General features: G+C 61.2%; 21 protein-coding genes. 8 read left to right on the plus strand and 13 right to left on the minus strand.

Annotation, left to right across the window (positions count from 1 at the left end):
* Positions 1–40: 40 nt before the first annotated feature.
* Positions 41–1,447: a type VI secretion system Vgr family protein gene (locus K3819_RS18820; protein WP_221397696.1), complete on the plus strand. Its 1,407-nt coding sequence runs from the start codon at positions 41–43 to the stop codon at positions 1,445–1,447.
* A 3-nt stretch (positions 1,448–1,450) separates the two neighbouring features.
* On the opposite strand, the gene K3819_RS18825 is transcribed toward K3819_RS18820, so the two are convergent.
* Entirely contained in the window at positions 1,451–2,848 is a 1,398-nt protein-coding gene (locus K3819_RS18825; protein WP_221399718.1) for an FAD-dependent oxidoreductase, read from the minus strand.
* 66 nt (positions 2,849–2,914) lie between these two features.
* Positions 2,915–4,240 (minus strand): MFS transporter, encoded by a 1,326-nt coding sequence (locus K3819_RS18830; RefSeq protein WP_221397697.1) that lies wholly within the window; start codon positions 4,238–4,240, stop codon positions 2,915–2,917.
* A gap of 270 nt (positions 4,241–4,510) precedes the next feature.
* Here K3819_RS18830 and K3819_RS18835 point away from each other — a divergent pair, with 270 nt between their 5' ends.
* Positions 4,511–5,383 carry a LysR family transcriptional regulator gene (locus K3819_RS18835; protein ID WP_064597834.1) on the plus strand — a complete coding sequence of 291 codons (873 nt, stop codon included), beginning with the start codon at positions 4,511–4,513 and terminating at the stop codon, positions 5,381–5,383.
* Between the two features lie 54 nt (positions 5,384–5,437).
* Here the strand turns inward: K3819_RS18835 and K3819_RS18840 are convergent, their stop codons facing one another.
* On the minus strand, positions 5,438–6,298 hold the full coding sequence (locus K3819_RS18840) for a LysR substrate-binding domain-containing protein (RefSeq protein ID WP_221397698.1): 861 nt from the start codon (positions 6,296–6,298) through the stop codon (positions 5,438–5,440).
* Between the two features lie 113 nt (positions 6,299–6,411).
* Between K3819_RS18840 and K3819_RS18845 the strand changes: the two genes are divergently transcribed.
* The 3 genes from K3819_RS18845 to K3819_RS18855 all read left to right on the plus strand — a co-directional run bounded on the left by K3819_RS18845 (position 6,412) and on the right by K3819_RS18855 (position 9,186).
* Positions 6,412–7,521 (plus strand): 2-aminoethylphosphonate--pyruvate transaminase, encoded by a 1,110-nt coding sequence (locus K3819_RS18845; protein ID WP_221397699.1) that lies wholly within the window; start codon positions 6,412–6,414, stop codon positions 7,519–7,521.
* A gap of 86 nt (positions 7,522–7,607) precedes the next feature.
* Positions 7,608–8,435 (plus strand): phosphonoacetaldehyde hydrolase, encoded by an 828-nt coding sequence (gene phnX / locus K3819_RS18850; RefSeq protein ID WP_221397700.1) that lies wholly within the window; start codon positions 7,608–7,610, stop codon positions 8,433–8,435.
* Between the two features lie 196 nt (positions 8,436–8,631).
* Positions 8,632–9,186 (plus strand): cytochrome b, encoded by a 555-nt coding sequence (locus K3819_RS18855; protein ID WP_221397701.1) that lies wholly within the window; start codon positions 8,632–8,634, stop codon positions 9,184–9,186.
* Here the strand turns inward: K3819_RS18855 and K3819_RS18860 are convergent.
* Positions 9,183–10,091: a 1-aminocyclopropane-1-carboxylate deaminase/D-cysteine desulfhydrase gene (locus K3819_RS18860; RefSeq protein ID WP_221397702.1), complete on the minus strand. Its 909-nt coding sequence runs from the start codon at positions 10,089–10,091 to the stop codon at positions 9,183–9,185. The two genes, K3819_RS18855 and K3819_RS18860, sit on opposite strands and share 4 nt — an antisense overlap.
* 41 nt (positions 10,092–10,132) lie before the next feature.
* A complete protein-coding gene (locus tag K3819_RS18865) occupies positions 10,133–12,172 on the minus strand; it encodes an NADPH-dependent 2,4-dienoyl-CoA reductase (protein WP_085612713.1) in 2,040 nt (679 codons plus the stop codon).
* A 205-nt stretch (positions 12,173–12,377) separates the two neighbouring features.
* Here K3819_RS18865 and K3819_RS18870 point away from each other — a divergent pair, with 205 nt between their 5' ends.
* A complete protein-coding gene (locus K3819_RS18870) occupies positions 12,378–13,505 on the plus strand; it encodes a nitrilase-related carbon-nitrogen hydrolase (protein WP_085612714.1) in 1,128 nt (375 codons plus the stop codon).
* 3 nt (positions 13,506–13,508) lie between these two features.
* On the plus strand, positions 13,509–14,549 hold the full coding sequence (locus tag K3819_RS18875; RefSeq protein ID WP_221397703.1) for an AraC family transcriptional regulator: 1,041 nt from the start codon (positions 13,509–13,511) through the stop codon (positions 14,547–14,549).
* Positions 14,550–14,553: 4 nt separating this feature from the next.
* On the opposite strand, the gene K3819_RS18880 is transcribed toward K3819_RS18875, so the two are convergent.
* The 3 genes from K3819_RS18880 to K3819_RS18890 form a co-directional block, all read right to left on the minus strand.
* Entirely contained in the window at positions 14,554–14,703 is a 150-nt protein-coding gene (locus K3819_RS18880; RefSeq protein ID WP_178076487.1) for a hypothetical protein, read from the minus strand.
* A gap of 167 nt (positions 14,704–14,870) precedes the next feature.
* On the minus strand, positions 14,871–15,734 hold the full coding sequence (locus tag K3819_RS18885; RefSeq protein ID WP_221397704.1) for a DUF2242 domain-containing protein: 864 nt from the start codon (positions 15,732–15,734) through the stop codon (positions 14,871–14,873).
* Positions 15,735–15,826: 92 nt separating this feature from the next.
* Positions 15,827–16,726, minus strand: a complete 900-nt coding sequence (locus K3819_RS18890; RefSeq protein WP_221397705.1) for a LysR family transcriptional regulator — start codon at positions 16,724–16,726, stop codon at positions 15,827–15,829.
* Between the two features lie 122 nt (positions 16,727–16,848).
* Between K3819_RS18890 and K3819_RS18895 the strand changes: the two genes are divergently transcribed.
* Entirely contained in the window at positions 16,849–18,054 is a 1,206-nt protein-coding gene (locus K3819_RS18895; protein WP_221397706.1) for an MFS transporter, read from the plus strand.
* A gap of 60 nt (positions 18,055–18,114) precedes the next feature.
* On the opposite strand, the gene K3819_RS18900 is transcribed toward K3819_RS18895, so the two are convergent.
* The 5 genes from K3819_RS18900 to clpP form a co-directional block, all read right to left on the minus strand.
* On the minus strand, positions 18,115–19,986 hold the full coding sequence (locus K3819_RS18900; RefSeq protein WP_221397707.1) for a SurA N-terminal domain-containing protein: 1,872 nt from the start codon (positions 19,984–19,986) through the stop codon (positions 18,115–18,117).
* Positions 19,987–20,218: 232 nt separating this feature from the next.
* Complete coding sequence (locus tag K3819_RS18905) at positions 20,219–20,491, minus strand: HU family DNA-binding protein (RefSeq protein WP_002552737.1); 273 nt, start codon at positions 20,489–20,491, stop codon at positions 20,219–20,221.
* A gap of 148 nt (positions 20,492–20,639) precedes the next feature.
* On the minus strand, positions 20,640–23,036 hold the full coding sequence (gene lon / locus K3819_RS18910) for an endopeptidase La (protein ID WP_039767614.1): 2,397 nt from the start codon (positions 23,034–23,036) through the stop codon (positions 20,640–20,642).
* 162 nt (positions 23,037–23,198) lie between these two features.
* Positions 23,199–24,482, minus strand: a complete 1,284-nt coding sequence (clpX, locus tag K3819_RS18915; protein WP_064597867.1) for an ATP-dependent Clp protease ATP-binding subunit ClpX — start codon at positions 24,480–24,482, stop codon at positions 23,199–23,201.
* A 113-nt stretch (positions 24,483–24,595) separates the two neighbouring features.
* A complete protein-coding gene (gene clpP, locus K3819_RS18920; RefSeq protein WP_007951559.1) occupies positions 24,596–25,231 on the minus strand; it encodes an ATP-dependent Clp endopeptidase proteolytic subunit ClpP in 636 nt (211 codons plus the stop codon).
* Positions 25,232–25,275: the final 44 nt, after the last annotated feature.

Here is a 25,275-nt window from a genome sequence, read left to right on the forward strand (position 1 = left end):
ACCCTCTGTCGCCCGTATTGCCAGAACAGAGCCTGCCCGAATGCTCAATGACAAGGAAAGCCCGTTTTCACTGACCCTGGCCGAAGGCGGGATAAGCCTGCCGGTGCTGCGCTTCAGCGGTCATGAAGCGCTGAATCAGCCTTATCGGTTTGAAATCGAGGTCATGGGCCTGGCGCCCGCCTGGTCACCCGGCAGGCTGCTGCATCAGGCGGCGTTTCTGCACCTGGATGAGGATCACGGCATTCACGGCATCATTCAAAGTGCCAGCTGCGAACATCGCGCAACGCACCGGATCGCCTACCAACTGGTGCTGATGCCGCATCTGCAAGCGCTGGAGCAACATCCCGTACGCCGGGTCTTCACGCAACTGAGCGTGCCGGCCATCCTTGAGCAACTGTTGATCGAACATCACCTGCCCGCCCACAGCTACCGGATCGAGATGACCGTCGGCCACTATCCGCCGCGTCCGTTCTGCATTCAGTACGACGAAACCGATTTGGCCCTGTTGCAACGGCTTTGCGAAGAGGAAGGCATTCACTACCACTTCGAACATCAGCCGGACGGCCATGTGGTGGTGTTCGCCGATGACAGCCTGAGCCTGCCACAGCAACTGACGGCGATTCCTTTCAACACCCAGCTCGATGCGCCAACCAGCGGCCTCAGCAGCCTGTTCCAGCGGCATGAGGCGGTAATGCCTGCGATGCCTGCCGGCGTACGAGAGCGAGGGCGACCGATCAAGGGTCAGGAGGCCGCCAATCACACGCTGGGCAGTGCCGTCGCCCCACAGGAGTCTCTGCCAACTGCGCAACGTCACGCCACCCAGCGCAGTCGCCGTCTGCTCGAGCGCCAACGCTGCCGGTCGCGCTCGATTCAGGGCCGCAGCGATTGTCTGCGCCTGCTCAGCGGGCGCCTGTTGCAAGTCACGGAGCACCCGGTGAACGCCTTCAACGAGCAGTGGCTGATCACCGAATTGCGTCATCAGGGCCAGCAACCTTCGATTCTCGACCCAGTTCCCACGGCTCGCCGCTATCACAACGACTTCACCGCGCTGCCCTGGTCGACCCCGTTTCGCCCGTCGCCGCAACAACCGCGTCCGCGCATTCCGGGGTATCACCCGGCGCAATTGCTCGGTGCGCCGGGGCAACCGGCGCAGGTGGACGATCAGGGACGCATGGCCGTCCGGTTATGGCCGGAGCGTTCACGTAACGGTGCAAGCGAAGGGCTGTGGCTGCCGTTGGTCATGCCCCATGCTGACGCCTGCGTGCCTCGGGAAAATCTTCCCTGCGCCGGCAGCGAAGTCTGGGTCAGTTTTCTCGACAGCGATCCCGACCGACCGATCCTCTGCCTCGACGCCTGCCGGCCCCAACCGGCACAACCGAGAGAAACCGAGCCCGACGAGGACCTGTTGCTCGACTGGCTGCTCAACCGCTCCACCCCGCCGCGCTGACGCTCACGCCTTGTCGGCCTTGCCCGCCGCCGCCGCGAATTTCGCCAGACGCACGTCAAGGTGCCGGGGTCGCCGACCGTGATCCTCGGCGCGCTCCTTGCGGCGAATGGCGTTGCGCACCATCAGCGAGCCGAGGTAGCGGATCGGCTCCGGCGGAAAGTAACCCAGCGGCCCGTTGACCAGCGGCGAGCGTGTCCATGGGTTGTCGAGGCCCTGCACCAGCGAAGCGAGGATCTGCCCGCCCATGTGGCACGGCCCGACGCCGCTGCCGGAATAACCGAAACCGTAGAACACATTCCCGCTGGCACTCATCCGGCCGAAGAACGGCAGGCCGGTGACCGAGCGATCCGAGGGGCCGTTCCAGGTTGCGTCGACTTTCACATCGGCAAAGGCCGGGAAGAAGTCGTCGAGGCTGCGCTTGAGCAACCCGGTATAGGGCGAGGGCTGGTCGAACACCGGCAACATCCGCCCGCCGTAAGCGAAGGTATTGCCGCCCTTGCCGAGCATGATCCGGCCGTCCGGGGTGTTGTGGTAGTAGTGCACGAAAATCCGCGAATCAAGCACAGTCACGCCGCTGATCAAACCGATTTCCTGCAACAGATCCGGCCGCGGTTCGGTGATCAGCATGTCGCTGGAGACGATCGCCACACTGCGCTCGAACTGCGGGAAAGCACGGGCCATCCACGCGTTCATCGCCAGCACCACGCGGTCGGCGGTCACCCGGCCGCTCGCCGTGTGAAGGCGCGCCGGGCGGCCCTCCTCCAGCCCGGTCATTGCCGTGCCTTCATGAATCCGCACGCCCAGCTGCAACGCCACCTGGCGCAAGCCGCGCACCAGTTTGCCCGGCTGCACGCTGGCGGCGGCCGGCGAGAACCAGCCTTCCAGGTGTTTTGCCGATCCGGCCATGCGCTGTACATCAGCGACCGGCCGCTGGGTAAACGAGTTGATGCCGTTGCGCTCCAGCGCCGCAATCACCGCATCGGTCGAGCCGCATTGCGCGCGGTTGGTCGCGGTGTAAAGCGTGCCGTCGAGGCGGTAATCGGCGTCGATGCCGTACTGCTCGCAGAACTCGCCGATGGCGTGGATGCTGCGCTCGGATTCCTTGACCAGCCGCACCGCCTCTTCGACGCCGAACAGTCGTTCCAGAGTGAAGTACTTCGCCGACCACGACAGCGCACAGCCGCCGTTGCGCCCACTGGCGCCGGCGCCGCAAATGTCGGCTTCGATCAGCAACACATCGAGTTCGGGGTTCTGCTGCTTGAGCATGATCGCCGTCCACAACCCGGTGTAACCGCCGCCGACGATGCACACGTCGGTGCGCACATCGCCTTGCAGCGGCGGGCAAGGTTCGGACGTGTCGAGCTGCAAAGCCTGGTCCAGCCAAAACGGTCTCATGAAAATTCTCCAGTCAGTCGGCCACGGCACAGCCTGCCGCGAATGCCGCAGCAGGCCGCGAGGTGAGGGTTTTCAGTTACGCAGGGGTTTGATGGTCAGGGCGCGGTTGGGCACGTAGGCACGTGGTTCCATGACGCCGACCGGGCGGCTGTTCCAGTGCGGAATCAGCACCAGCGCCGAAAACAGCGCGCAACCGGCGAACACGATGAACACCGTCACCGAGTCGAAGTAACCCGGCAGCAAACCACCGAGCACCGCACCGACCGAGCCGCAGCCGTTGACGAACCCCGCCGCCGTGGCGCCGGCCCTGGCCTTGCCGAAATCGATCGCGGCCGCGCCGCTGATCATCGAGTCCGGGCCGTACAGGGTCAGGCCCATCACGAACAGCAGTGCGACCACCAGCATCACGCTGCCGGTGTGCAAGGCGCCCATGAACAGCGCGAGGGTCACGGTCAGCGCCAGCAGACTCAACACGCAGGCCGGCATGCGGCGGGCGCCGAACAGTTTATCCGAGGCCAGGCCGATCATGATGGGACCCAGCAGGCCCGCCAGTTCAAATGCCGTTGGAATGATCGCTGCGCCGACCTTGCCGACTGAAGGCATCTGCTCGAACACAATCACCGGCCCCCACAGCAGAATCGCGTAACGCGCCGGTTTCAACAGGAAATACGCCAGACCCAGCACCAGTACCGTGCGGTTGCGCAGGATTTCCTTGAGCGGCTCCCAGACGCTGAGTTTGCTGTTGGCTTCGGCCTCTTCGGCGCTGATCACCGGCTCCGGCTCCACGGCGGGCAGGCCGACGTCTTCCGGTTTGTCGCGCTGGAAGATGAAGAACAACACCGCCACCACCGCGACCACCGCCGCGCTGGAAATGAACGCCGCGTGCCACGAACCAATCAGCGTGTAGGCCCACCAGCCGGCGAACGGCGAGGCCACCAGACCGCCGAATGCATAGCAGGAACTCCACAACCCCAGCACGCGCCCGCGCTGTTCGGAAGGGAAGAAACTGCCGAGGTTCTTGCACAACCCCGACCAGCCGGTGGACTGCGCCAGCCCCTGAATCAGCATGCAGGTGGCGAAGATCGGCAGCGTCGCGAAACTGCCCATCACCAGCGCCGCAGCGGCGGAAATCAGCAAACCGCCGAGTACCACGACCCGTGGGCCGAAGCGGTCGGCGAGCATGCCCCAGGTGAACTGGCCGATGGCGTAGGCCGCCAGGTAAATCGCGTCGAGGTTGGCCATGGCCATTTTGTCGAGGGTGAAGCTGGGGTCTTCGGCGATGCCCAGTTTGGCCACCGAAAAGGCTTTGCGGGTGAAATAGAACGCGGCGTAAGCGAGCCAGGTGACAGCGAAGATCTGCATGCGCCAACGCGCAATGGTGCCGATGTGCTTGTTCATTGTGGTTCTGACCTCAGGGTGTGAGTGTGCCGGCAGAATCGATAAGTAAACGCCTGTGTTTTTATTGTTGAGCACTGCGATATCACCCCGTCCCTTCGGCGATACCGGTCAGATGAGTCCTGGTGTTGCACGCACAGGCTCATGGCCAACGTCGCTGCCCAACCGGGCAGTCAGCGTTGGCGTGAGCCGATCAAAGCAATTACTGTTTAATAAATAAAATCGATTTATCGTATTTCACACATAAGCTCAGCTTGTTACTGGAGTCAGAACATGTCGGTTTCACACGCACAGCTCAAAGCCTTTCACGCCGTGGCCGTGCACGGAAGCTTCACCAAGGCCGCCGAGCGGCTTTATCTGACGCAGCCGGCGATTTCCGACCAGGTGCGCAAGCTGGAAGAACGCTTCGGCGTGTTGCTGTTCCATCGCAACAAACGCTCGGTGCGCCTGACAGATCTCGGCGAACGCTTGCTGGCGATCACCCAGCGTCTGTTTGTGGTCGAGGCCGAAGCTCAGGAGTTGTTGCAGGAGTCTCAGGCGTTGCAGACCGGCAGCCTGATTCTGGCGGTGGATGCCCCGGTGCATGTGTTGCCGCAGATCGCCCGGTTTTGTGAGCGCTACCCGGGGATCAGCGTGAAGATCGAGACCGGTAACACCGATGAGTCGCTGTTTCGACTGTTCAACTATCAGGCCGATCTGGCGTTGCTGGGTCGCGATGTCAGCGATGAACGCCTGCTGTGTGTGCCGCTGCGCAACGACCCGATGGTGGCGTTTGTCTCCCGCCATCATCCGTGGGCCGAGCGTGAATCGATCTGCCTGGAAGATCTGGACGACACGCCGCTGGTGCTGCGCGAACACGGCTCGGTGACCCGCCAGACCCTGGAAGAGGAAATGGCCCGCGCCGGCTTCCGCATCCGCCCGGCGATTCAGGTCGAAGGCCGGGAAGCGGCGCGGGAGGCGGTGGTGGTGGGGATTGGCGTGGGGGTGGTGTCGGCGGCGGAGTTTGGTGCTGACTCGCGGGTTTGCGCGTTGCCGATCACCGATTGCACCCGGCGCTTGACCGAGACGCTGGTGTGCCTGCGCGAGCAGAGTTCGCGGCGGGTGGTGGCGACGTTTCTGGATATGGTGCGCGAAAGCCTGGTGTAGATCGTTCCCACGTCGAGGCGTCGAACCGTCCGCGTGGGAACGATCTGGTGGGTATCAGGTGGGGGCCAATCCGAAAAACGCCTGAATCAACCGCAATTCCCGCCGGCGCTCCACGCAGCCGATCATGTGCCGGTTCACCAGCCCTTCTCCGGCAATGGGAATCGCGACGACACGGGGGTCATGGCTGACCTCAACCGACGACACCACCCCAACCCCCAACTCAGCCGCCACCGCTTCCGTCACCGCCTCGCGACTGTCCAGTTCCAGCAACACCCGTGGGCTGACCGACGCCTGGGCACAGGCCTGATCAAACGTGCGCCGGGTAATCGAACTCGGCTCGCGCAAGACCATGATCACCTGATCCAACTCCTTGAGCCTGACCTCGCCGGAACGTGTCGCCCATGGATGCCCCGCCGGCACCAGCGCGCAGATCCGCGATTCACTCAATGCTTGCAGATGCAGCCCTTTGCGCGGCTCGACCTCGGTCAGCACCGCCACATCGGCATGCTCGGACAACAACGCCGCCAGCGTTTCCTGAGCGTTGCCCAACCGCAGATTCACCGTGATCCCCGGATAGCGCGCCCGCAGGCTGGCAAGCATCGGCATGACCATGTGCGGACCGTCCGCCGCCACCTCAAGGCGTCCGGTCAGCAACTGCCGATTGGCTTCCAGCAACGCTTGGGCCTCCTCGGCCATGCCGAACATTGCCCGGGTGATCGCCGCCAGTTTGGTGCCCTCCTCGGTCAGCTCGACCCGGCGCGCCGTGCGTCGCAACAGGGTGATCTGGTAATGCTCCTCCAGCGCCTTGATGTGCCCGGTGACCGCCGGCTGGCTGATGAACAACCGCGCGGCGGCACGGGTGAAGCTGCCTTCACGGGCCACGGCGTCGAAGGCGCGGAGCTGGAACAGGTTCATGAATAACCCTCACTGATGGCTGGCATAACAACAAACAATTTGATTGATGATCCGCCCAATTGCAACGTAGGCCCCGTAGCTTCATCCCACAGCGCAATCGCGAGGACACACGAATGAGTACTGCCGCCCCCATCCTGCTCACTCCCGGCCCGTTGACCACCTCGGCCCGCACCCGCCAGGCGATGATGGTCGACTGGGGTTCATGGGATGACCGCTTCAACCAATTGACCGCCAGCCTGTGCGAGCAACTGCTGGCCATACTCAATGGCGCCGACAGCCACCACTGCGTACCGTTGCAGGGCAGCGGCACCTTCGCCGTCGAAGCTGCGATTGGCACCCTCGTCCCCCGCGACGGCAAGGTGCTGGTGCTGATCAACGGCGCCTACGGCAAGCGTCTGGCGAAAATCTGCGAAGTGCTCGGCCGCTCGTTCAGCACCTTTGAAACCGCTGAAGACGAACCGACCACCGCCGCCGACGTCGACCGCCTGCTGCGCGCCGACAACGACATTACCCACGTAGCGCTGATCCACTGCGAAACCAGCACGGGCATTCTCAATCCGCTGCCGGAAATCGCTCAGGTCGTCGAACAACACGGCAAACGCCTGATCATCGACGCCATGAGTTCCTTCGGCGCGTTACCGGTGGATGCACAGAAAATCCCGTTCGACGCGCTGATCGCCGCCTCCGGCAAATGCCTGGAAGGCGTGCCGGGCATGGGTTTCGTTTTTGCCCGCAAGGACTCGCTGGCCGCAGCCGCCGGCAATTCGCATTCGCTGGCGATGGACCTGTTCGATCAGCACAGCTACATGAAGAAGACCGGCCAATGGCGCTTCACCCCGCCGACCCACGTGGTCGCCGCGCTGCACGAGGCGCTGCTGCAATACAACGAAGAAGGCGGCCTGCCCGCGCGGCATGCGCGTTACGCCGCCAACTGCCAGGCGCTGATGGAAGAGATGGGCAAACTCGGCTTGCGCAGTTTCCTGCCTGCTGCGATTCAGGCGCCGATCATCGCGACCTTCCACGCACCGAAAGATCCGCGCTACCAGTTCAAGGACTTCTACGAACGGGTCAAGGCCAAGGGTTACATCCTCTACCCCGGCAAGCTGACTCAGGTCGAAACCTTCCGCGTCGGCTGCATCGGCCACGTCACCCCGGCGCAGATGCGCGAAGCCGTCGCGGCGGTGGGTGAAGTGCTGCGCGAGATGGAAGTCCTGGAAATTTAAGCAACACCACAAATCCCCTGTGAGAGCGGGCTTGCTCCCACAGGTACACCGAACACCCAAACAACTCATTCCTGCAGGATTTCTCCATGAACTACAACAACCCTACCCAGCTGCAAGCCGCCATCCTCGACTGGGCCGGCACCGTGGTCGACTTCGGTTCCTTCGCACCGACCCAGATTTTTGTCGAAGCCTTCGCCGAGTTCGACGTCCAGGTTTCCATCGAAGAAGCCCGGGGCCCGATGGGCATGGGCAAATGGGATCACATCCGCACCCTGTGCGATCAGCCGCAGGTTGCCGAGCGCTATCGCAAGGCGTTCGGCCGCACCCCGACCGACGATGATGTCACCGCGATCTACAACCGCTTCATGCCGCTGCAGATCGAGAAAATCGCCGAGCACTCGGCGCTGATTCCCGGCGCACTGGAGACCATCGCCCACCTGCGTCAGCAAGGGATCAAGATCGGCTCCTGCTCCGGTTATCCGAAGCAGGTGATGGACAAGGTCGTGGCACTGGCCGCCACCAACGGCTACGTCGCCGACCACGTCGTCGCCACCGACGAAGTGCCGAACGGCCGCCCATGGCCTGCGCAAGCGCTGGCCAACGTGATTGCCCTGGGCATCGACGACGTCGCCGCCTGCGTGAAGATCGACGACACCGTGCCGGGGATTCTCGAAGGCCGTCGCGCCGGGATGTGGACCGTGGCGCTGATCTGCTCCGGCAATGCGCTGGGCCTGGATTACCAAGGCTATCGCGCACTGGGCAGCGATGCGCTGGCCAGCGAACGCAAGCGCATTCACGCGCTGTTCGAAGGCTCGCGCCCGCACTACATGATCGACACCATCAGCGATCTGCCGGAAGTGATCGCCGACATCAACAAGCGCCTGGCCAACGGCGAGATGCCGCAAAGCAGCTGATTGCATCCATCGCGGCAAACAAAAACGCCAGTGTCTGCCCGACACTGGCGTTTTTTCATGAGTGTTTTCAGCTAAATCGCTGACTCAGCTCAGTGAAAGCTTTTTTAGCCTGGGGCAAACGCGCCAAAGGGGATTACAGTTAAGGCATGCCGTCGCAGAACGGCACGCTTGAGCCCTGAACCGTGAGGAACGCCGTATGCCGTGGACAAATTCCGAGTCACGTTACAGCACCGTATCGATCCTGTTGCACTGGCTGATGCTGGTGCTGTTGGTGCTGGTGTACGCCAGCATGGAATTGCGCGGGCTGTTTCCCAAGGGCAGCGGTGGCCGCACGCTGATCCGCGAAGTGCATTACATGCTCGGGCTGACTGTGTTCGTGCTGGTGTGGTTTCGCCTGTTCGCCCGCAGCCTGGGGCCTGCGCCGAAAATCTTCCCGGCTTCGCCACAATGGCAAACCACCCTCGCACGCTTGATGCACTGGGCCTTGTACCTGTTCATGATCAGCATGCCGATCCTCGGCTGGCTGATCACCAGCGCCGAGGGCCATCAGGTGATGTTCTACGGTTTCGACCTGCCGCTTTTGGTGAGTGAGGACAAGGCCTTCGCCAAACAGATTGAATACTGGCACGTACTGATCAGCACGATTGGCTATTGGCTGATCGGTCTGCATGCACTGGCGGGGATCTATCACCATTACGTGGTACGCGATAACACGCTGCTGCGGATGATGCCCAAGCGCAGCCAGGGTTAACCGTCGAATCCGCGCCGGCCCTGCAAGCCGCCGGTGTGGACAACGATCAAGCGTGAACCCCGGGCAAAGCGGCCCGCCTCGATCTGTTGTTTGAGTGCCAGCAAGGCTTTGCCGGTGTACAGCGGTTCGAGGGGAATGCCGCTGGCTTGCTCGGATTGCGCGATGAACTCAAGCAACGTCGGATCGACCTTGGCGAAACCGCCACGGCTGGCGTCGATCAGCTCAAAGCCTCCGGTGTCACCGACAATCGCCTCGACATTGGCCGCAACGCCGTGATCGTCGGGCACGGCCATTGCGCCATACACCGGGTGTTGACCGGCCTCCGCCAGCACCAATCCCGCGAGCGTGGTGCCCGTGCCGCAGGCCAGCCACCAACCGTGGTAGTCGTCCCAGCCGAGCTTGCCGAGTTGTTGACTGACCTGATCCTTCAATGACGCGCAACCCTGCGCGCCCGGCAACCCGCCACCCCCTTCGGGCACCGGATGCAGCGTCGGATATTGCTCTCCCCACGGCTGCCAGAACCCCGGCTCGTGCCGCGCCCGATAGCCGCCGTAACCAAGCCAGTGCAGTTGCATGCCGAAATCCTGCAGATCCCTGACCGTCGGCGTGTCCTGCGGATGCCCGCGCAATAACCCGACCGTTGTGAATCCCAGGCGTTTGCCCGCAGCCGCCAGCGCATGCAGATGATTGGAGTGCGCACCGCCCAGGCTGATGATGCCTTCGGCACCCGCGCGGTCGGCGGCCTTCAGATGTTCGACGAGTTTGAACCACTTGTTGCCGCTGATCAGCGGATCGATGCGGTCTAGACGCAGGATCGCGACTTCAATGCCGGCGGCAGTGAGCCAGTCCAGATGAAAGGGATCGAGGGGGGCTTGAGGTAGCCAGTCGGTGGGAGGCAGAAACATGAAGGCCGGCTCTGTGCAAAGAGCCGGCATTCTAGGGTGGATCAGAGCTCGGCGGCCAGACGCGAGCCCTGATTGATCGCACGCTTGGCATCCAGTTCGGCCGCCACATCGGCGCCGCCGATCAGGTGCACGTTCTGCCCTGCTGCTATCAGACCGTCGTGCAGCTCGCGCAGCGGATCCTGGCCGGCGCAGATGACGATGTTGTCCACCGGCAGCACTTGCGGCTCGCCGGTTTCGCCGATGCGGATGTGCAGGCCTTCGTCGTCGATCTTCAGGTATTCGACGCTGTTGAGCATCTGCACCTGCTTGTTCTTCAGACCGGTGCGGTGAATCCAGCCGGTGGTCTTGCCCAGACCGTCGCCGACCTTGGACTTCTTGCGTTGCAGCAGGAACACGTCACGGGCCGGTGCGTGCGGTGCAGCCTTGATCCCGGCCACGCCACCACGGGCTTCCAGATTCGTGTCGATGCCCCACTCTTTCCAGAACGCAGCGCGATCCTGACTGGTGGCCACACCTTCATGGACGAGGAATTCCGAGACGTCGAAACCGATACCGCCAGCGCCGATCACCGCCACACGCTTGCCGACCGGTTTGCGCTCGAGCAGCACATCCAGGTAGCTCAGCACTTTGGCGTTCTCGACACCCGGAATCGCCGGCAGACGCGGCGCAATACCGGTCGCCAGAATGACTTCGTCGTAACCGCCCTCGACCAGTTTCGCCACGTCGACGCGGGTGTTCAGGCACACCTCGACGTTGGTGGTCTGCAGTTTGCGTTTGAAGTAACGCAGGGTTTCGTAGAACTCTTCCTTGCCCGGCACACGTTTGGCGACGTTGAACTGGCCGCCAATCTCGCTGGCCGAATCAAACAAGGTCACCTGATGCCCGCGCTCGGCGGCCACGGTGGCAGCGGACAGACCGGCAGGACCGGCACCGACCACGGCGATCTTCTTGATCTGCTTGACCGGCAGGTAGTTGAGCTCGGTCTCGTGGCAGGCACGCGGGTTGACCAGGCAACTGGTGAGCTTGCCGCCGAAGGTGTGATCGAGGCAGGCCTGGTTGCAGCCGATGCAGGTGTTGATTTCGTCGGCGCGGCCTTCGGCAGCCTTGTTGACGAAGTCCGGGTCGGCGAGGAACGGCCGCGCCATCGAGACCATGTCGGCATCGCCTTCGGCAAGAATCTGCTCGGCAACTTCCGGGGTGTTGATGCGGTTGGTGGTGATCAGCGGAATATTCACCGAGCCACGCAGCTTGGCCGTGACCTTGCTGAACGCCGCACGCGGCACTTTGGTGGCGATGGTCGGGATCCGCGCTTCGTGCCAGCCGATGCCGGTATTGATGAGGGTTGCGCCGGCCTGCTCGATGGCTTTGGCCAGGGTGACGATTTCTTCCCAGGTGCTGCCGCCTTCCACCAGATCGAGCATCGACAGACGGAAGATGATGATGAAGTTCGGGCCGACCGCTTCACGTACGCGGCGAACGATTTCCACCGGCAGGCGCATGCGGTTTTCATAGCTGCCGCCCCAACGGTCAGTGCGGTGGTTGGTGTGGGCGGCGAGGAACTGGTTAATGAAATAACCCTCCGAGCCCATGATCTCCACGCCGTCGTACTCGGCGGTCTGGGCCAGTACCGAGCAGGTGACGAAATCGCGGATCTGCTTCTCGATGCCTTCCTCGTCCAGTTCTTTGGGCTTGAACGGGTTGATCGGCGCCTGGATCGCGCTCGGTGCGACCTGTTTCGGGCTGTAGGCATAACGGCCGGCGTGAAGGATCTGCATGCAGATCTTGCCGCCCGCATCATGCACGGCGCGGGTGACGATGCGGTGCTTGAGCGCTTCTTCCTCGGTGGTCAGCTTGGCCGCGCCCGAGTACACACCGCCCTCGTCGTTCGGGCCAATACCGCCGGTGACCATCAGGCCGACGCCGCCACGGGCACGCTCGGCGAAATACGCCGCCATGCGTTCGAAACCACCCGGTTTCTCTTCCAGGCCGGTGTGCATCGAGCCCATCAAGGTGCGGTTGCGCAAGGTGGTGAATCCCAGGTCCAGCGGGGCCAACAGGTGCGGGTATTGAGTGGCGGTCATCGTTAACTCCACAGCGAGCGATCACGGAAAATGCGGGAGCTCTGCGTCCCCCGTCAGTCATGTTCGACAGATTAGGAGTCGCATCGCTGTCACTCAATGACCGTAACTGACAAGTTATTGATCCAAATGCGCAGCGCCCCTTGGCAAGCCGGGGCTGGCGCCCTACCCTGTCCGCACACCCTGTACCCGGTTGTTGTTGGATTTCATGCGCAAACTTCTGTACCTGACTTTTTCCATGGCGCTCATCGCCGCGCTCACCTTCTACGCCATGTGGGCGGCTGACCGCCCGACCGGTCATTACCTGTCGGACCTGCGGATCAAACTGGCGGTCGATCAGGGCACGCCCGCCGATCGCGGCAACCTGCTGGGCATCCAGCCCGAGCTGTTCCCCACCGACTACCAAAGCCCCGAACGCCTGCACCGCAAGCTCGCCGCCTATTTGCAGCAGGCGCAGGATCAGGGGCTGTTGAATGATAAAACCGTGGTCATCCTGCCGGAGCATGTCGGCACCTGGCTGATGATCAGCGGCGAGAAAGACGAGCTGTACCAGGCCGCCACCCTCGCCGAAGCGATGAACTGGCTGGCGGCGAGCAACCCGGTGCAGTTTGCTCGCGCCTGGCTCGCCGCCAAGGGCAGCAGCCGTCTGGATGACGCGCACCTGCGCATGAAGTCCCGGGACATGGCCAAGGACTATCAGGCTCTGTTCGGTGGATTGGCCAAGGAGTTCCACATCACCCTGGTGGCCGGCTCGATCGTGTTGCCTGAACCGAACATTACCGACGGCCGGCTCAAGGCCGGCAGCGGCGCGCTGTACAACAGCACGGTGGTGTTTGGTCGTGACGGCGCGCCGCTCGGCCAGCCACAGCGGCAGATGCGTCCGGTCTTCGATCAGGATGACTCCGGCACCCGAGAAGCTTCGCGGTTCAATGTGATCGACACCCCGGCCGGACGCCTCGGCGTGTTGATCGGCAACGACAGCTGGTACCCGGACAACTACCGCAAACTCGACGAGCAAGGCGCGCAGCTGATCGCGGTGCCCGCGTTTGTCGTCGGTCATGGCGTGTGGGATCAACCCTGGAAGGGTTACAAAGGCTCGAGCGTGCCGGACTCGGTCAGCCTGAAACCGGGAGCAGTCAGTGTAGGCCAGGCCTGGCACCAACTGACCCTGACCGCGCAACCGCCGGCCAGCAAGGCGCTGGCCGGTATGAGTGTGTTTCTGCGCGGGCAGTTCTGGGACAAGCCGAGCGCCGGGCAAAGTTTCCTCAGTAGCAACGGCCAGCAATTCGCCGACAGCGAAGCCCGCGGCGCGCGCCTGCTGAACCTCTGGTTGTAAACCGTGAAGCCGCTGCCGATGCGTCTCGGGGATCTGTCGGTGGGCTTCGTCCACAGCCTGGCCGATGCCGTGCGCAGCCATGAGATCGACCCGCTGCCATTGCTCGAACAGTACGGTTTGGACACCGCACGACTGGCCGAAGCCGGGGCGCGCCTGTCGATCCCGCGCTACATGCGCCTGGGGCATGGCGCGATCCAGCTGACCGGCGACCCGGCACTGGGTTTGCGCATGGGCCGGCTCAGTCGCCTGAGTCAGGCCGGGCTGGCCGGTGTCACCGCTGCGCAGGCACCGACCGTACGCGAAGCCGCTCGCTGCCTGACTCGCTTCGAGCCCTTGTACGGCTCCAACTATCGTGGCCAGTCGAGTTTCCACGAGGACGCCAGCGGTGCTTGGCTGCGCTTCTACTCAATCAGCCCGTACAACGCTTACAACCGCTTTGTGGTGGATTCGATCATTGCCGGCTGGCTGCATCAGCTGTCGAGCGTCAGCCCTGAGCCCTTGCGCGCCGAACGGATCGAGATCGAATTCGACAGTCCGGATTATCGCGACGCTTATGCCGTACTCGGCGAATGCCCGATCCAGTTCGGCGCTGAACACAATCAACTGCGCCTGAGCCTCACCAGCCTGGCCCAACGCAACCCGGAGCATTGCCCCAGCACCTGGAAACATTTGCTCGGTTTGTGTGAACGGGAACTGGAACAACTGACTCGCACCCGCAGCCTGCGCGAACGCATCACGCAATTGCTCGGGCCGTTGCTCAATGGTGGCCGGGAACCCGACCTGGAAGAAGTGGCGACACGCCTGAAGCTGCCGACCTGGACGTTACGGCGCAAACTGGCCGAGGAAGGCACGCAGTTTCGCGCGATCCTCAATGACACCCGCCGTGACTTGGCAATGACCTACATCCGCGACACCGAACTGGCATTCGGTGAAATTGCCTACCTACTGGGCTTTGCCTCGGCCGAAGCTTTCCAGCGCGCCTTCAAGCGCTGGAACGGCCAGACACCGGGCGAATTTCGCCGCAGTCACCGCAAGACAGGCTGACGCCTTACAGCTCGGTGGCGTCTTCCGCAGGCTCTGGTGAATCCAGCTCAAAGGCCTGGAATTCGAGCAGTTCTTCTTGATAGTCATCCATTGCGTAATCCCCCCTGACGCTTGCTTGAAATGGCCTGGAACAAATGACCAGTGCCTCGAGCATAAAGTGCCCGTGTGAAGGAAAAATGAAACCCGGCCTTCATGAAATAAACGTAGCAGGCGGTCAGGAATTTATCGCGGGATATTTTTCGACGAGGCTTGCAGGAAGAAGCTCAAGGGAGACAACAAAACGCCACGCGTCCGACAGGGGTCGGACGCGTGGCGTGAAGTTTACTGCCCGGAGGCAGGCATGGCCGGAATCGGCTCGGAGGGCGGCGGTATGTCCGTCGGATTGGCCGGTGGCGTGATGGTTTCCGTGGCGGGCGCAGGCTCGGCAACCGGTGCCGGGGTAATCGGCGCCGCTTCCGCTGGCGGTGCTACCGGCTCGGAACTGGCCGGGGTCGCTTCTGCAGGCGCTGGCGCAGGTGCTGCAGCGGGCTCGGCGGCCGGTGCTGGGGCCGGGGTCGGTTCAGCCGCGGGGGCTGGAACCAGCGGAGCCGGTGCCGCTTTGGCTTCCGGCACACCCAAGTCGGTCTTCGGTTTTTCGGTGATGTGCGCGGCCTTCTTCGCTTCGGCCGGCAGGAACAGCTCGACCAGCGTGAAGAAGCGCTCGTAGAACTTCTGCGACGACACGGTTTCACTGGCGACCTTGACCATCGAATCGTCAGACGAGCCGATCGGCATCGAAACCGAGCCCAACACGCCGACACCGAGGCTGGCCGAGTTGTTGGTCTTCTTCAGCGCGTAGCGGTCCTGCAGGGCATTGGCGAACACGGTGGCGTGATGGCCGGCGCTGCCATCATCGGCGCATACCACGTTGAAGCTGATCTCCAGGTGGGTTTCGCCGGTCTGTTGGAAGCTCTTGTGTCCGCTGACCAGTTTCGGGTCATTGCTGGTAATGATGTAGCCCTGGCTGAGCAACGCTCGGCGGGCCGCTTCGCAACTGGCGGTGTCGGTCACCGGGTAATTGCGCGAAAAGGTGCCGGAGTCGTCGAAATTCTCATGCTCGTAGATGGGCTTGTCCTTGGAGCAGCCGGCAGCGGCGGTCAGCAACAACGCCAACCCGATGAAACGCACGGGAATAGAATTCAACATTAAACATCCTGAGGGAAAACGGTCCGGGGCGTATTGTGCAACAGATCGCTGCCCCGCGGCGTATGGATTAGTGTCTTAAAACAGTTACAACTCTATCGACCTTCAGTGGCAGGAAAAAGTCGCGCCGATAAATGATCGATGAACACCCGCAACTTGGCGGTTGCATGCCGGCTCGACGGCCACAGCACCCAGAACTGTCCGACGTGCTCCAGATGCTCATCGAGCACGCGCTGCAGGCGACCCTGCTGCTGCGCCTCGAAGATCATGAAGTCCGGCAGACAAGCGATGCCCATGCCCGCCAGCGCTGCAAGCCGCACGGCTTCGATCGACGTACTGACCAGGCGTATCGGCAAGGTCGGCTCGGGAGCGCCCTCCTCGCGTTTGAACGGCCAGGACTCCAGTTTGCCGGTGGCGTGAAACGTATGGCGCAGGCAGGCGTGCTCCGCCAGATCGGCAGGGGTCAGCGGCTCGCCGCGCTCGCGCAGATACGCGGGGCTGGCCACCAACACCATGTGAAACTCGCCCAACGGTCGTGCCATGAGTCGCGAGTCTCGCGGTTTACCCGTTCGGATCACCGCATCGAAGCCCTCCTCAACGACGTCGACCATGCGATCAGTCAGGTCCAGATCCAGTTCGATCTGCGGGTACAGCGCCATGAATTCGTTCATGACCGGCATCACCAGGTCATGCACCTGCGGCAGGCTGACCCGCAACTTGCCGTGAGGCGCCGCTGCGGCATCGCACAGTTCAAATTCCGCCGCCTCCACTTCGGCGAGGATCTTGCGGCAACGCTCAAGAAACAGCGCGCCTTCACTGGTCAGCGTGATGCTGCGAGTGGTGCGGTGAAACAACCGCACATTGAGTCGTGCCTCCAGTCGGGCAATGCTTTTGCCGACCGCCGACGAAGACACGCCCTGCAAGCGGCCGGCCTCGGTAAAGCTGCGGGTTTCCGCCACCTGCACAAACACTGAAATACTGCCCAGGCTGTCCATTCATCCCTCCCTGATTCACGACATTCTTGTCCGAGATGTTCGGAACCCTAACCTGTTTTTCCCGAATGTGCAGCGCCCTACCCTATGGCCTTCGTCTTTCTCGGCAAAAGGGATGCTGGATCATGAACGATGCGCAACTCACCTCTACACCGCTGACCAATAGCGTCCAGCACGATGAACGACTACCGCTGGGCACACTGCTCGCGCTGGCCACCGCCGGCTTCATCACCGTGCTGACCGAGGCGATGCCCGCCGGCCTGCTGCCGCAGATGAGCGCGGGGCTTGATGTTTCTCAGGCACTGATCGGGCAACTGGTCACGCTGTACGCCATCGGTTCGATGCTGGCGGCGATTCCGCTCACCATTGCCACCCGAGGCTGGCGCCGACGCCCGCTGTTGCTGGTGGCCATTGGTGGGTTTGCCATCGCCAACAGCATCACTGCACTGTCGGAACTGTACTGGCTGACCCTGATTGCACGCTTGATCGCAGGCGTATTCGCCGGGCTGCTCTGGGCTCTGCTGGCCGGGTACGCGAGCCGGATGGTCGCACCTCATTTGCAGGGCCGGGCGATTACGGTGGCCATGCTCGGGGCGCCGCTTGCACTGTCGCTGGGCATTCCGGCCGGGACGCTGCTGGGCACGGCGGTCGGCTGGCGTCTGAGCTTTGCGATCATGACCGGGCTGACGTTGCTGCTGGTGATCTGGGTGCGCTGGCAAGTGCCGGATTTCGCCGGTGAACGCACCGGAGAACGTCTGCCACTGCGCCAGGTGTTTAGCTTGCCGGGCGTGCGATCGGTGTTGTTTGTAACTTTGACCTACGTCGTCGCGCACAACCTTCTGTACACCTACATCGCGCCATTTCTTGAACCGTCGGGACTTGGCGGAGAAATCGACCGGGTGTTGCTGGTATTCGGCCTGGCGTCGGTACTGAGCCTGTGGATCGTCGGCAGCCTGATTGATCGCTGGCTGCGTCAATTGGTTCTGGTCAGTGCGGCGCTGTTCCTGCTGTCGGCGATTGCACTGGGTCTGTGGCGCGAATGGCCGGGCGTGGTCTACACCGCCACCGCCGTCTGGGGCCTGGCATTCGGCGCGATGCCCTCGCTGTTGCAGACGGCCCTGGCGAAAACCGCCAGGGAGGCTGCCGACACCGCGCAATCGATGCTGGTGACCCTGTGGAATGTCGGAATTGCCGGCGGCGGGCTTGCGGGCGGTCTGTTGCTGAACAACCTGGGCGTCGGGAGTTACCCGTGGATTGTCGCGGGCCTATTGCTGTTGACCCTGTATGCGACCGTCAATGCCCCGAGCCATGGCTTCCCGAACGCCGGATAGCGCGCATAAAAAAGCCCCGGATTTTCATCCGGGGCTCGGGTCTTGCGGCTCAGCCAGGCATCAGAAACGCTTGATGTCGGCTTCGGCTTCCAGCTGCTTGCGGTACGCCGCGAAGTCTTGCTGGCCCACACGCGAGGCGAGGAAGCGACGGTACTGCGCTTTCTCTTCATCGGTCGGAGCCGCTGCTTCGTTCACGCCGTTAAGACGCACGATGGTCAGGCTACCGTCCGCCAGCGTCACGCTGGTGAAGGTCGGCTTGTCCTTGGCGGCCGGTTTCGGCATGCGGAACAACGCATGGAGCACCGCTGGATCAACGCCTTCCTGAGCGCGGTTCGCCGCTTCAGTGACTTTCCAGCTCTGACCGTCCACCGCCTTGTCCAGCGGGGTCTTGCCATCACGCAGACTGGCGATCAGTTGCTCCGCCTTGGTCTTGGCAGCCGCGCTGGCATGCTCTTTGGTCAACTGGGTGCGAATGGCGGTGGCCACGCTTTCCAGCGGCAATTGAGTCGGCTTGAGGTGCTCCTTGGCGCGCAGCACGATCACGGTTTCCGGATCCAGCTCGATGGCGGTGCTGTTGGCACCCTCTTCCAGCACTTCGGTGCTGAACGCGGCCGTCACAACGGCACGGTTGGCTGCAACGCCTTCGCCACCTTCACGGCCGAACGGCTTGGAGGTGTGCACGGTCAGTTTCAGATCCTGCGCCGGCTGGGCCAGGTCGGATGCTTCGAACGAAGAGTCTTCCAGTTGCTTGGTCGCCTCCACGAAACGCTGCTCGACCTGCTGGGTTTTCAGCTCGCGGGTCAGCTTGTCTTTCAGGCTGGCCAGAGTCGGCACTTCAGGCGCCTCGACACCCAGCAGCTTGATCAGGTGGAACCCGAAGTCGGTGCGAACCGGCTCGGAAACCTGATCCTTGTTCAGCGAATACAGGGCTTTCTCGAAGGCTGGGTCGTAAACGCCAGGACCGGCATAACCGAGGTCACCGCCATTGTTGGCCGAACCCGGATCCTGCGAGAACTCCTTGGCCAGCGCTTCGAACTTCTCGCCCTTGGCCAGACGCGCCTGGACTTCTTCGATCTTCGCCTTGGCCTGGGCTTCGGTGGTCTTGTCGTTGACTTCGATCAGAATGTGCGCCGCACGACGCTGTTCCGACAGGTTGGCGATCTCTTTCTGATACGCCGCCTGCAGGTCTTCGTCCTTGACGGCGACCTGATCGAAGAACGAAGCCTTCTTCAACTCCAGGTAATCGATGACCACTTGATCCGGGGTCATGAATTCCTTGGCGTGCTCGTCGTAGTAGGCCTTGACCTCGTCATCAGTCAGCTTCACGGCCGAAGGGTCAGCCTTGATGTTCAGCGTGGCGAAGTCGCGGGTCTGTTTTTCCAGACGGGCGAAGGCCAGCACCTGAGCGTCGGTCACGAAACCGCTGCCCGCCACACCGGCGCGCAGTTGGCCGATCAGCATTTCCTGAGCCAGCATCTGGCGGAACTGCATGCGGCTGTAGCCCAGTTGACGGATCACCTGATCGAAACGGTCGGAACTGAACTTGCCGTCGACCTGGAATTCAGGCGTCTGCAGGATCACTTGGTCCAGGGCCGCTTCGGAGAAAGCGAATTTCGATTGTTCTGCGCCTTGCAGCAGCAGCTTGCGATCGATCAGACCCTTGAGGGCCGATTCGCGCAGCATTTTTTCGTCCAGCAAGGAAGCGTCGAAGTCCTTGCCCAGTTGTTGCATCAGCTGACGGCGTTGCATATCCACCGCCTGGCTCAGCTCGTTCTGGCTGATTTCTTCGCCGTTGACCTTGGCCGCCTCATTCTTGTGAGTCGTGGCCTGGAAAATGGCGTCGAAACCGGTCAGAGCCATCAGTGCAACGATGACCCCGATAATGGTCTTGGCAATCCAGCCTTGTGAATTGTCCCTGATATTCTGCAGCATGCGTCCCCCAGAAACGGTTGAACTTCAAAATTAGGCAACCGTGGAGCGTGGGTAGAATCCGGATAGAAGAAAGGCGCATCCGAGGGATGCGCCTTCTCGTAACTGGCGGAGCGGACAGGGCTCGAACCCTCGATCCCGGTGTGACAGGCAGCTATTCCAACCGCCTGCTCTACCGCTCCGCTGCCAAGTCAGGCATGACCCCGACCCGGATGGGTAAAAACCTGAATCAAACTTAGTTGACGGCTTCTTTCAGGGCTTTACCGGCTTTGAAACCTGGTTTTTTGGCTGCCGCGATTTCCAGAGTCTTGCCGGTCTGTGGGTTACGACCGATGCGAGCTGGACGATCAGTCACGGAGAAAGTACCGAAACCAACCAGAACAACGGAGTCGCCAGCCTTGAGAGCGCCAGTGACGGATTCGATTACAGCGTCCAGCGCACGGCCAGCAGCAGCTTTCGGGATATCAGCGGATGCAGCGATAGCATCAATCAGTTCCGACTTGTTCACTCTAAGTCCCCTTATATCTATTTGAGTATGATTCTAAGTTTTTTGGTGAAAGCAAAAACGAGTGCTGAATGGCCTACAGACACTTAAGAGCCGCTTTATAACAAGGGCTCTAAAAAGCTGTCAAGGAAGCCCCCCAGGCAAAAGCGTATTAATGCGTGCTAATTCTTTCCTTAGAGTCAGACTCACGTTTTTCGTCCTTGGCAACTATCTCCGGAGCCACATCCGGCAAGGGCTCCGGCGCGTATTGCAGCGCAATTTGCAGGACCTCGTCAATCCATTTAACCGGTTTGATCTGCAGATCCTGCTTGATATTGTCAGGAATCTCCTTCAGATCGCGCACGTTCTCTTCCGGAATAATCACTGTCTTGATTCCGCCACGGTGAGCGGCCAGCAGTTTTTCCTTCAGACCGCCAATGGCGAGAACTTGACCACGCAGGGTGATCTCGCCGGTCATGGCGACATCGGCGCGCACAGGAATACCCGTCAAAGCCGACACCAGCGCGGTACACATGCCTACACCAGCGCTCGGGCCGTCTTTCGGCGTAGCACCTTCCGGCATGTGGATGTGCGTGTCGCGCTTCTCGTGGAAGTCCAGGGGGATACCCAGGCTCTTGGCACGGCTGCGCACCACAGTCAGGGCCGCAGTGATCGATTCGACCATTACGTCACCCAGCGAACCGGTCTTGATCAGTTGACCTTTGCCCGGCACCACAGCGGCTTCGATGGTCAGCAGTTCGCCGCCCACCTGAGTCCAGGCCAAGCCGGTGACTTGTCCGATCTGATCCTGCTGCTCGGCCAGACCGTAGCGGAACTTGCGAACGCCGAGGAAATGCTCCAGCAGATCAGCTGTCACTTTTACCGAGAAGCGTTTTTCCAGCGCGTGCTCTTTGACCGCCTTGCGGCAGACTTTGGCAATCTGCCGCTCGAGGCCACGCACACCGGCTTCGCGGGTGTAGTAACGGATGATGTCGCGGATCGCTTCTTCGTCGAATTCCAGCTCGCCCTTCTTCAGGCCGTTGGCTGCAACCTGCTTGGGCGACAGGTACTTGACCGCGATGTTGATCTTCTCGTCCTCGGTGTAGCCCGGCAGACGGATGACTTCCATCCGGTCCAGCAGCGCCGGTGGAATGTTCATCGAGTTCGAGGTGCACAGGAACATCACATCCGAGAGGTCGTAATCGACTTCCAGATAGTGGTCGTTGAAGTTGTGGTTCTGCTCAGGATCGAGCACTTCCAGCAACGCCGACGCCGGGTCGCCACGCATGTCGCTGCCCATTTTGTCGATTTCATCGAGCAGGAACAGCGGGTTGCGGACACCCACTTTTGTCATCTTTTGAATCAATCTTCCTGGCATCGAACCGATGTAGGTCCGACGATGACCACGGATTTCCGCTTCGTCACGCACGCCACCGAGGGCCATGCGCACGAATTTGCGGTTGGTGGCATGGGCGATCGACTCGGCCAGCGAGGTTTTACCCACGCCCGGAGGACCGACCAGGCACAACACCGGGCCACGGATTTTCTTCACGCGCTTCTGCACGGCGAGGTATTCAAGGATGCGTTCCTTGACCTCTTCGAGGCCGTAGTGATCGGCGTCGAGAATGTCTTCGGCACGAGCCAGGTCCAGACGTACCTTGCTCTGGGCCTTCCACGGCACTTGAACCAGCCAGTCGATGTACGAGCGCACCACAGTGGCTTCAGCGGACATCGGCGACATTTGCTTGAGCTTGTTCAGCTCGGCAGTGGCCTTGGCCAGCGCGTCTTTCGGCAGACCGGCAGCGTCGATGCGCTTTTTCAGGTCTTCAATTTCGTTGTGGCCTTCGTCGCTGTCGCCGAGTTCTTTCTGAATGGCCTTCATCTGCTCGTTCAGGTAGTACTCGCGCTGACTGCGCTCCATTTGCTTTTTGACGCGGCCACGAATGCGTTTTTCGACTTGCAGCAGGTCGATCTCGGCGTCCAGCAAGGCCAGAACGTGCTCGACCCGGGCCGATAAATCGATGATTTCGAGGATTTCCTGCTTCTGCTCGATCTTCAGCGCCATGTGCGCGGCCATGGTATCTACCAGGCGGCCAGGCTCGTCGATGCTGTTGAGCGACGACAGGACTTCAGCCGGGACTTTCTTGCCCAACTGCACATATTGTTCGAACTGCGACAACAGGCTGCGCACAAACACTTCGGATTCGCGCTCGGCGGCATCGACCTCGTCGATCAGCGAGACTTCGGCACGGCAGTGGCCATCGACTTCGCTGAAGCGCTCGACAGCGCCACGCTGCTCGCCTTCGACCAGAACCTTGACGGTGCCGTCCGGCAGTTTCAGCAGCTGCAGAACGGTGGCGATAGTACCTACGCGATAGAGAGCTTCTTCACCGGGATCATCGTCAGCCGGGTTTCTCTGGGCCAGCAGCAGGATCTGCTTGTCGCCCGTCATCGCGGCCTCGAGGGCTTCGATGGATTTCTCGCGCCCCACGAACAGCGGGATAACCATGTGCGGATACACAACGACATCACGCAATGGCAGGAGAGGCAATTCGATGGTGGTCTTCATGATTTCGCCTCTACGGCGGCCATATGGCCGTAATCAGATGGAATTAAGCTTGAAACCAAGATGGGGGTTGCCTTGAAAAAAAACAAGCGCAAAGCGGATGTAAAAAACGACATAAAAAAAAGAGGCCCGAAGGCCCCTTCCTTGTTCCGGCAGGCCGGGCGCTTACGCGTCCGGTGCAGCCTTGGCAGCCGGCTCACTGTTTTCGTAGACATACAGTGGCTTGGACGTGCCTTCGATCACGCTTTCATCGATCACGACTTTGCTCACCTCGGACTGCGAGGGGATTTCATACATCGTGTCGAGCAGCACACCTTCGAGAATCGAACGCAGGCCACGGGCACCGGTTTTACGCTCCAGGGCACGCTTGGCGACCGATTTCAGCGCGTCGGAACGGAATTCCAGATCCACGCCTTCCATCTCGAACAGCTTGGCATACTGTTTGGTCAGGGCATTTTTCGGCTCGGTGAGAATCTGCATCAAAGCAGCCTCATCCAGCTCGTCCAGCGTCGCCAGGACCGGCAGACGACCGACGAATTCCGGGATCAGACCGAACTTGACCAGATCGTCAGGCTCGACTTCACGCAGGGATTCACCAACTTTCTTGCCTTCTTCCTTGCTGCGCACTTCTGCGTTGAAACCGATGCCACCCTTGGTGGAACGGTTCTGAATGACCTTCTCCAGACCGGAGAATGCGCCACCGCAGATGAACAGAATGTTACGGGTATCAACCTGAAGGAATTCCTGCTGCGGATGCTTGCGGCCACCTTGTGGTGGTACGGAAGCGACCGTGCCTTCAATCAGCTTGAGCAAGGCCTGCTGCACGCCTTCACCGGAAACGTCCCGGGTGATCGACGGGTTGTCGGACTTGCGCGAAATCTTGTCGATTTCGTCGATGTAGACAATACCCATCTGGGCTTTCTCTACGTCGTAATCACACTTCTGCAGCAGCTTCTGAATGATGTTCTCGACGTCTTCACCCACGTAACCCGCCTCGGTGAGGGTGGTTGCGTCGGCGATGGTGAACGGAACGTTCAGCAAGCGGGCCAGGGTTTCGGCCAGCAGGGTTTTACCGGAGCCTGTCGGGCCGATCAGCAGGATGTTGCTCTTGCCGAGTTCGACGTCGTCAGCCTTTTTGTCACGCTGGTTCAGACGCTTGTAGTGGTTGTACACCGCTACTGCCAGAACCTTCTTGGCACGCTCCTGACCAATGACATATTGATCAAGGATGCCGCTGATTTCTTTAGGCGAAGGCAATTTATGCGCGCTGCTTTCGGCCTGTGCTTCCTGCACCTCCTCGCGGATGATGTCATTGCACAGGTCGACGCACTCGTCGCAGATAAAGACCGAGGGGCCGGCAATCAATTTGCGTACTTCATGCTGGCTTTTGCCACAGAAGGAGCAATAGAGCAGCTTGCCGTTGTCCTCGCCGTTGCGGGTGTCAGTCATTCGTTCGATCCAAATCCGATAGGCTTGCAACACAAGATGAAGGCTATTGCGGGCTTTTTCAAGCCCGCCGCTGATCAGACGCGCCGACCAAGCCTATTTTGAGCTGCTTATTTTTAAGCTGGACGCTGGTTGATCACTTCGTCGATCAGACCATATTCCTTCGCAGCTTCTGCACTCATGAAGTTGTCGCGGTTGGTGTCGCGCTCGATTTCTTCAAGCGTACGGCCGCTGTGCTTGGCCATCAGCGTGTTCAGACGCTCGCGGATGAAGAGGATTTCCTTGGCATGGATTTCGATGTCCGATGCCTGGCCCTGGAAACCGCCCAGTGGCTGGTGAATCATCACGCGCGAGTTCGGCAGGCAGAAACGCTTGCCAGGTGCACCGGCCGTCAGCAGGAATGCGCCCATGCTGCACGCCTGACCGATACAGGTAGTCGATACGTTTGGCTTGATGAACTGCATGGTGTCGTAGATCGACATGCCCGCTGTCACCGAACCGCCCGGGGAGTTGATATAAAGATGGATGTCCTTGTCCGGGTTTTCCGCTTCAAGGAACAGCAATTGCGCGCAAATCAGGTTGGCCATGTAGTCCTCTACCGGCCCCACCAGAAAGATTACTCGTTCCTTGAGAAGACGCGAGTAGATGTCATAAGCGCGCTCGCCACGAGCAGATTGCTCGACAACCATCGGGACCAGGCCGCCGGCGGCCTGGATATCAGAGTTCTGCTGAATATAGGAATTACGGAACATGCTCTGCAGTCACTCCCAAATAGTCATGTCTTGAATACGCATAA

Source organism: Pseudomonas sp. 3-2 (assembly GCF_019710535.1).
In the GTDB taxonomy this organism is placed as follows: domain Bacteria; phylum Pseudomonadota; class Gammaproteobacteria; order Pseudomonadales; family Pseudomonadaceae; genus Aquipseudomonas; species Aquipseudomonas pharyngis.

Bases quoted from the DNA above. Each gene is read 5' to 3' on its own strand.
- lon (WP_039767614.1), bottom strand. From the start codon at position 23,036: ATGAAGACCACCATCGAATTGCCTCTCCTGCCATTGCGTGATGTCGTT.
- K3819_RS18835 (WP_064597834.1), top strand. From the start codon at position 4,511: ATGTCGGTTTCACACGCACAGCTCAAAGCCTTTCACGCCGTGGCCGTG.
- K3819_RS18865 (WP_085612713.1), bottom strand. From the start codon at position 12,172: ATGACCGCCACTCAATACCCGCACCTGTTGGCCCCGCTGGACCTGGGA.
- K3819_RS18890 (WP_221397705.1), bottom strand. From the start codon at position 16,726: ATGGACAGCCTGGGCAGTATTTCAGTGTTTGTGCAGGTGGCGGAAACC.
- K3819_RS18895 (WP_221397706.1), top strand. From the start codon at position 16,849: ATGAACGATGCGCAACTCACCTCTACACCGCTGACCAATAGCGTCCAG.
- K3819_RS18860 (WP_221397702.1), bottom strand. From the start codon at position 10,091: ATGTTTCTGCCTCCCACCGACTGGCTACCTCAAGCCCCCCTCGATCCC.
- clpP (WP_007951559.1), bottom strand. From the start codon at position 25,231: ATGTTCCGTAATTCCTATATTCAGCAGAACTCTGATATCCAGGCCGCC.
- K3819_RS18885 (WP_221397704.1), bottom strand. From the start codon at position 15,734: ATGTTGAATTCTATTCCCGTGCGTTTCATCGGGTTGGCGTTGTTGCTG.
- K3819_RS18900 (WP_221397707.1), bottom strand. From the start codon at position 19,986: ATGCTGCAGAATATCAGGGACAATTCACAAGGCTGGATTGCCAAGACC.
- K3819_RS18880 (WP_178076487.1), bottom strand. From the start codon at position 14,703: ATGCTCGAGGCACTGGTCATTTGTTCCAGGCCATTTCAAGCAAGCGTC.
- phnX (WP_221397700.1), top strand. From the start codon at position 7,608: ATGAACTACAACAACCCTACCCAGCTGCAAGCCGCCATCCTCGACTGG.
- K3819_RS18845 (WP_221397699.1), top strand. From the start codon at position 6,412: ATGAGTACTGCCGCCCCCATCCTGCTCACTCCCGGCCCGTTGACCACC.
- K3819_RS18855 (WP_221397701.1), top strand. From the start codon at position 8,632: ATGCCGTGGACAAATTCCGAGTCACGTTACAGCACCGTATCGATCCTG.
- clpX (WP_064597867.1), bottom strand. From the start codon at position 24,482: ATGACTGACACCCGCAACGGCGAGGACAACGGCAAGCTGCTCTATTGC.
- K3819_RS18830 (WP_221397697.1), bottom strand. From the start codon at position 4,240: ATGAACAAGCACATCGGCACCATTGCGCGTTGGCGCATGCAGATCTTC.
- K3819_RS18820 (WP_221397696.1), top strand. From the start codon at position 41: ATGCTCAATGACAAGGAAAGCCCGTTTTCACTGACCCTGGCCGAAGGC.
- K3819_RS18870 (WP_085612714.1), top strand. From the start codon at position 12,378: ATGCGCAAACTTCTGTACCTGACTTTTTCCATGGCGCTCATCGCCGCG.
- K3819_RS18840 (WP_221397698.1), bottom strand. From the start codon at position 6,298: ATGAACCTGTTCCAGCTCCGCGCCTTCGACGCCGTGGCCCGTGAAGGC.